This window comes from Muricoccus radiodurans (genome assembly GCF_050154705.1).
In the GTDB taxonomy this organism is placed as follows: domain Bacteria; phylum Pseudomonadota; class Alphaproteobacteria; order Acetobacterales; family Acetobacteraceae; genus Roseomonas; species Roseomonas radiodurans.
In genome coordinates this window covers 82,647-89,163 of the sequence record NZ_CP189563.1, presented here as the reverse complement: position 1 = coordinate 89,163, position 6,517 = coordinate 82,647, and the positions used below count along the sequence as shown (strand labels likewise).

At 71.2% G+C, this 6,517-nt stretch carries 3 protein-coding genes and 1 pseudogene; 2 read left to right on the top strand and 2 right to left on the bottom strand.

From position 1 onward, the window contains the following. Positions 1-368 precede the first annotated feature (368 nt). Together ACP6CK_RS29880 and ACP6CK_RS29875 are read right to left on the bottom strand one after the other, a co-directional pair. Positions 369-3,725 (bottom strand): annotated as a pseudogene (locus ACP6CK_RS29880) (PAS domain S-box protein); the annotation flags it as partial. A gap of 443 nt (positions 3,726-4,168) precedes the next feature. Next, on the bottom strand, positions 4,169-5,053 hold the full coding sequence (locus ACP6CK_RS29875) for a LysR family transcriptional regulator (protein WP_426960236.1): 885 nt from the start codon (positions 5,051-5,053) through the stop codon (positions 4,169-4,171). A 117-nt stretch (positions 5,054-5,170) separates the two neighbouring features. Between ACP6CK_RS29875 and ACP6CK_RS29870 the strand changes: the two genes are divergently transcribed. Next, complete coding sequence (locus ACP6CK_RS29870; RefSeq protein ID WP_426960235.1) at positions 5,171-5,632, top strand: VOC family protein; 462 nt, start codon at positions 5,171-5,173, stop codon at positions 5,630-5,632. Positions 5,633-5,679: 47 nt separating this feature from the next. Next, positions 5,680-6,513, top strand: a complete 834-nt coding sequence (locus ACP6CK_RS29865) for an oxidoreductase (protein ID WP_426960233.1) — start codon at positions 5,680-5,682, stop codon at positions 6,511-6,513. The last annotated feature ends 4 nt before the right edge of the window (positions 6,514-6,517 follow it).

Here is a 6,517-nt window from a genome sequence, read left to right as displayed (position 1 = left end):
ATGCGCGTCACCCGGCGCCGCCCCGTCCCGAAGCGGGTCTGGCCCGCGACGGCAAGCCAGCGCTCCGTCCCGTCCAGCCGGACAACCCGGACCTCCTCCCGAAGGATGCCGTCGCCCGCCGGGTCTAGCGCGCGCGCGACGGCCACGGCGTAGCGGTCCTGGTCATCCCGATGCACCAGGGTGGACAGCATCCCCCGCAGGCTCATCACGTGGTCGGACGGGAAGCCGAAGAGGACGAGCGCTCGCGCGTCCGGCTCGCCCCGGTCCTCCTCGGGATACCAGACGAAGCTGCCCATCTCCGCGGCGTCGAGGGCCAGGCGCAGGCGCTCCTCGCTCTCCCGCAGCGCCGCTTCCGCACGCCGCCGCTCCGTCATGTCCACCGTGACGCAGATGCCGCCCGTGACGGCGCCATCCGAAAGGAGCGGCACCGCCCCGACCTGGAACCAGCGGGGCGTGCCGTCGGCGTCCGTCTCGAAGTCCATCCCGACCGGCACGGATTCGCCCCGTAGCGCCCGCGCACCGGGGTAGTCCTGCGGCGGCACCTCCTGCCCCGTGGCGTCCGTGCCCCGCCACCTTGGCGGTACCTCCCTCGATGGGAGGACCTCCCCCGTCAGGCGGCGCAGTGCGGGATTGACGAGGACGAAGCGCCCGTCTGCATCGAACTGGCCGACGCCGACGGGCAGCAGCTCCAGCAGCATCGCCAGGCGCGCTTCGCTCTCCCGCAGTGCCTCCTCGGCGCGCAGCCGCCCGGTTATGTCGGTGAACAGCACCGCCACCCGGTTCCGTTCGCGATCCAGGCTGAAGATGTTGAGGTCGAAAACGCGCCCCAGCGTCGGCTCGCCTTCCTGAACCCGCAACGCCTCGCCGGTATCGAGCGCCTGCCCGTACAGCTGCGTCCAGCGCGGGTTCGGGGTGCCGAGCAGCTCCGTCGCCGTCAGGCCCACGGGGTAGGGCATCGAGGTGTGCGCCATGAAGGCGGAGTTCACCTCAAGGAAGCGGAAGTCCTTCCACACGCCGGCCTCGTCCCGGAGCACCTCCACCACGGCATAGGCCTCGTCCATGGCCTCGAAGAGGGTACGGTAACGCTCCTCGCTCGCGCGCAGGGCTTCCTCCGTCCGCTTGCGGTCGGTCACGTCGCGCCAGAAGATCGCGACGCCGCCGTCCAGCGTCGGGTAGGCGCGCGCGTCGAGCCATGTGGCACGGCCATCAGGCCAGACGTACCGGTGCTCCACGGCGCCGGACACGCGCTCGCGCATCACGCGGCGGAGAAGCTCGCCGATCGGCGCCCCGTCGGAGCCGGGGAAGGCGTCCCAGTGCGACTCCCCGATCAGCTCCTCGCGCGGCCGGCGGTTGAGCCTGATCGCCTCGTCGTTAACGTCGCGGATCGTGAAGTCGGGTCCGAGCAGCGCGAAGCCCTCCGCCATGGAGTCGAGCACGTCCCGCAGCCGCGCCTCGCTCTCGCGCCGAGTGGCCTCGGCGCGGGCGCGCTCGATCTCAGCCCAGGCTCGGCCCGCAAGCGCCTCGACGAAGGCAACCTCCTCCGGCCGCCAGCGTCGGGGCACGGTTGGCTGGCTCGTGTTGAGGACGGCGCGGAGCACCCCGGCGACGAGGACCGGCACCGCGATCCCGGCGCGCAGCCCCCGTTCCGCCATTGCCTTCCCGACCGGAGCGGGGATGCGTGGATCGCCCTCGCTGTCGTCGTACACGACCGTGCGCCCAGCGAGGTGCTCCGCCGCGAAGGGCTCTCGCGGGTCGAGCGGCCAGCGCGAGGGCTCCGCGCGCGTGCCGTCGGCGAGAAAGGCCCACTCGGCGGCGTACTCCCGCCGCTGCGGATCGATCACGGCCCAGAGCGTCCGGTCCGTGCCGAGCCGCTCGGTTAGGATGCGGCAGGACGCCTCCGCGACGAGCGCCGGATCGGAGAGGCCACGCGCCTCGTCGGCGAAGCGGACGAGGAGGGTGTTGCGCTCCTCGCTCTCGCACAGCGCCGCCTGGGCGCGGCGGCGCTCCGTGACGTCGGTCGCAACCCCGGCGGAGAGGCGTCCCTCCGCGCCCCGGATAGGGAAGCAGCGGTCGAGGATCCAGCGCACCTCGCCGTCGGGGCGGTGGATGCGGTACTCGACGGTAGCCGGCTCGCCTCGAGCGCGCACTGCCTGGGCCTCGCGCCGCGCGGGCCGGTCATCCGGATGCACCGCGTCGGGGAAGCGGGATACGTCGGTCAGCAGTTCGGCCGCCGGGCGGCCCCAGACTCGCTCATAGCCGGGACTCAGATAGAGAAGGCGCCCTGCCTCGAAGTCCGTGATGTAGAACACGTCCTCGACTGCATCGGCGAACGCGCGAAACCGCGCCTCGGCCTCGCGCAGCGCCGCCTCGGCACTCTTGCGCGCGGTGATGTCCTCGTAGAGGGCGACGAAGCGGTCCCCGCCGGCGGGGTAGACGTAGACCTCGAACCACTGCCCGGTGACACCGAAGAAGCGCTCGATCCGCTCCGGCCTGCCCTCGGCGAGGATGCTGTCGAACCTCTCGCTCCACCGGGGGTCCATGCCGGGGAACACCTCGCTCGCCAGCCGCCCCAAGGCCCGTGCGATCGGAACCCCGAGGAGCCGCTCGAAGGCAGGGTTCAATTCGAGGTAACGCTGGTCCACCACCCGCCCCGAAGCGTCGCGGACCAGCTGCACGAGGGCGAAGCCCTGCCCCATCGTCTCGAACAGGGTACGGTAGCGCCTCTCACTCTCGCGCAGCGCCGCCTCAGCGCGGGCGCGCTCCACTGAGGCCCAGGTGCGGTCTGCGGTTTCCTCCGCGAGGGCGACTTCCTCCGGGGTCCACCTCCTTGGCACGTTCATGTGGACGACGAGGTTCGCGACGAACACGCCCTCCTTGACCAACGGCACGCCGATGCCTGCCCCGACGCCTGCGGCCGCGAGATTCGCGCTGTCATTCGCGGAGTTGTGGGGGTCGGCCCTCGTGTCGTGGACCACCCGCGTCTTACCCGTGCGGTATTCAGCGAGCTTGCCGGGGCCGAACGCGGCAACAGGATACCGGCCGGCCATAGAGGGGATGCCGCGGGTGTAGTCGCGAGCGATGATGTACTCGTCCCCGGAGATCTCGACGTAGGCGACGCGGCTTGCGCCGAGGTGCTCGCCAAGGAGCCGCGTTGCCGCCGCCTGGATCTCGGCGGCATCCCTGAGCGGACGCAGCGCATCTCCCAGCCGCACGAGGAACGCGTGCCGCCCCTCGCTCTCGCGCAGCGCCCTCGTGCGCTCCTCGACCCGCCTCTCCAGCTCGGAATGACCCGCCTTCACGGCCTCCAGCGCCGACGTCATCCCATGGGCGGCGGCGGCGACGCGGCTGAGGCTCTCCAGGAGGCGCGCATCCTCCCGTTCGAAGCGCCCTTCGGGGGTATGCTTCAACACCCAGATCGTGCCGGTCGGCCGGCCGTCGACGTGAAAGGGCGCGAGCAGCCCTTCGACGATGCGTGGCTGAGCCTGACGGCCCGCGGGGTAGACGCGCTCCGGGACGTCGAAGAGCAGCACCCTGTCGCGCGCGATCACTTCGCCACATGGGCTCGCTCCGCGCGGCATGGTGCCGTTCAGGTGCGGCGTGTAGGCGCCGGCCGTCGCGACCCAGCGAAAGACGTCTCCCTCCGCTCCGGGCTCGAGGAGGCTGATGCCGGCGGAGTCCGACCGGGTCAGCTCCATTGCCGTTTCGGCGAGGCGCTGCAGCACCATCCCAGGCTCGGCGGCCATCGTCTCGGCCAGCGCCCGCAATGCCCGGCTCTCGGCCTCATGGTCCGGGGCGCGCGAGGGCCGGCGATCCAGCTCGTCCGTGATGACGACCTCGTCGAGGCTGGGGGGATCGCGGGCATCGTTCATGAAGGGACCTTCGGACGGTAACCCTTCTCATAACGCACGTGAGGCCGAGACAGGGAGGCTATGTCCGGCGCCGATGCGAGCGGTCCATCCCGTCCGGGAATCAAGGTCCGCTTCCTCGACCAGAGTGCCCAAGAGCAGTCTGTCCGCAATCGGCCAACTCCGGACATGTCGGCTCAGCGTCCATCTCCGGCATCCAGGTGCCGGTCTTGTCGTCTCGGAAGCGGACATGAGCCGGGAGTGGATCGGCGCCCACTGTCCCACAGTCACGCCAGATCGCCCTTCGACCCATAGGCGGGGCATCAGGCGCGCAGAGCTTCGATGACCGCGCGCAGCCCGGCCGAGAGGTGCTTGCGCGCGGGGTAGTAGAGGTAGAGCCATTCCTCCGGCGCGCACCACGGTGCGAGGCACTCCACTAGCCGGCCGCTCTCGAGGTGGAGGCGCGCCCGCCCCTCCCACACGTAGGCGAGCGCCACGCCGGAGATCGCCGCCTCCACCATCAGCTCGTGATCATCCAGCGAGAGGGGGCCCGTCGGCTCGAAGGCGACGGACTTCCCCGCCCGACTGAACTCCCAGGGATAGGCCGCGCCGCTCGGAAAGATGTTTCGGACGCAGACATGGCCCTTGAGGTCGGCCGGCACCTTCGGTGGCGGGTGCCGCTCGAAATAGGCGGGCGATCCGACCACGGCGAAGCGCAGCCGCGGCCCGATCCGCACGGCGGTCATGCCCTCCCGCAGGCTCTCGCCAAGGCGGATGCCGGCGTCGAAGCCCTCCGCGACGATGTCCACGAGCCGGTCGGTCGCGACGATCTCCAGCTCGAGTTGCGGGTTCGCCGCGATCAGCGGCCCCATCACCGGCCCGAGGACGATGGCCGCGACCGAGTTCGGCGCATTGATGCGGACCTTGCCGAAGGGCGTCTCGCGGAACCGGTTCAGGGCGTCGAGCGCCGACCCGATCTCGCCGAAGGCGGGCGACAGCTGCGCCAGCAGCCTCGCGCCGGCATCGGTGAGCGAGACGCTCCGGGTAGTGCGGTTCAGCAGGCGGATGCCGACCCTCGCCTCCAGCCCGCTGACGGCGTGGCTGATCGCAGAGGCGGTCACGCCGCGCTCCTCCCCCGCCCGGCGGAAGCTGCGGTGCCGCGCCACCGCGTCGAAGGCCGCCAGTTCGGCCAGTTCGGTGGCCCGCATTGCTGAACACCATTCAGGACTGATCGGAGGACTATCGATCTAATCGCTGCAATCGAAAAGGCCGAAACCTCCTCTCACGGGCAGCGCCCCTGCCGCCCCCTGACGAGAGAGCAGACGATGGCCGACTTCACACTCCCCGCCCCGAACGGCACCTCCCCCTTCGCCGACATGCGCGGCCACCACGTCGCCGTCCGCACGCCCGACCTCGAGAGCGCGAAGCGCTGGTACGTCGAGACGCTCGACTTCCGCGTGGTCGCGGAGTGGGACTACGCCGACGAGAAGCTCGCCTATCTCGCGCCGGCAGCCGACGACCGTTTCCTGGTCGAGATCCTCGGCGGCGGAGAGCCCGCCCCGCGGGAGGTGCGTCCCTACACCGACCTCGCCGATAGCCTGGGCTACGCCGGCTACCACCATTTCTGCCTCAACGTGGACAGCGTGGACCGCACCGTGGAGACGCTGCGCGCGCGCGGCGTGACGATCGTGACGGAGCCTTTCGAGCTGCCCGCGATCAGCCGCCGCCTCGCCTTCTTCGCCGACCCCTTCGGCAACCTGATCGAGCTGGCCGAGGTCCTCGCCTGAGCCGTCCCGCAACCCCGTTCGGCAACCCCCTTCGAAGGACGACCACCATGAAGACCTGGTTCATCACGGGTGCCTCGCGCGGCTTCGGCGCCCTCGTCACCGAGCGCGCCCTGGCCCAGGGCGACGCTGTCGTCGCCACCGCCCGCAACCCGCGGGCGATCACCGAGCGCTTCGGCGCGTATCCCAACCTTCTCCCCGTCGCCCTCGACGTGACGGAGGAGGCGCAGGCCGTCGCGGCCGTGCGGGCGGCACTGGAGCGCTTCGGGCGGATCGACGTCCTGCTCAACAACGCGGGCTTTGGCCTCATGGGCGCCGTCGAGGAGGCCGGCCCCGCCGAGATCGAGGCGATCTACCGCACGAACGTGTTCGGCCTGCTCAACGTCACCCGGGCGGTCCTGCCCGCCATGCGGGCCGCGCGCTCGGGCCGCATCCTCAACATCTCCTCCGTCGGCGGCTACCGCGGCGGCGCGGGGTTCGGCATCTATTGCTCGACCAAGTTCGCGGTCGAGGGCCTGTCCGAGGCGCTGCACGCGGAGCTCGCCTCGCTCGGGATCCACGTCACCGTCGTCGAGCCGGGATACTTCCGCACCGACTTCCTGGACCCGTCCTCGCTCGCGGTCAGCCCCTCCCGCATTGACGACTACGACGGTACGGCCGGCGCGGTCCGCGGCGCCGCGGCCGGGCTGAGCCACAACCAGCCCGGCGATCCCGTCCGGCTCGCGGAGGTGCTCGTCGCCTTCGCGGAGGCGCCGGACCCGCCGGTCCGCCTACCGCTGGGCAGCGACACGGTCGCGGCGATCGAGGCGAAGCACGAGGCGGACGCGGCCATCCTGGCGCAGTGGCGCAGCGTATCCGTCTCCACCGATTTCACCGCCGGGTGATCGT

Excerpts from the sequence above, each read along its gene's own strand:
- ACP6CK_RS29875 (WP_426960236.1), bottom strand. The coding sequence starts at position 5,053 with ATGCGGGCCACCGAACTGGCCGAACTGGCGGCCTTCGACGCGGTGGCG.
- ACP6CK_RS29870 (WP_426960235.1), top strand. The coding sequence starts at position 5,171 with ATGGCCGACTTCACACTCCCCGCCCCGAACGGCACCTCCCCCTTCGCC.
- ACP6CK_RS29865 (WP_426960233.1), top strand. The coding sequence starts at position 5,680 with ATGAAGACCTGGTTCATCACGGGTGCCTCGCGCGGCTTCGGCGCCCTC.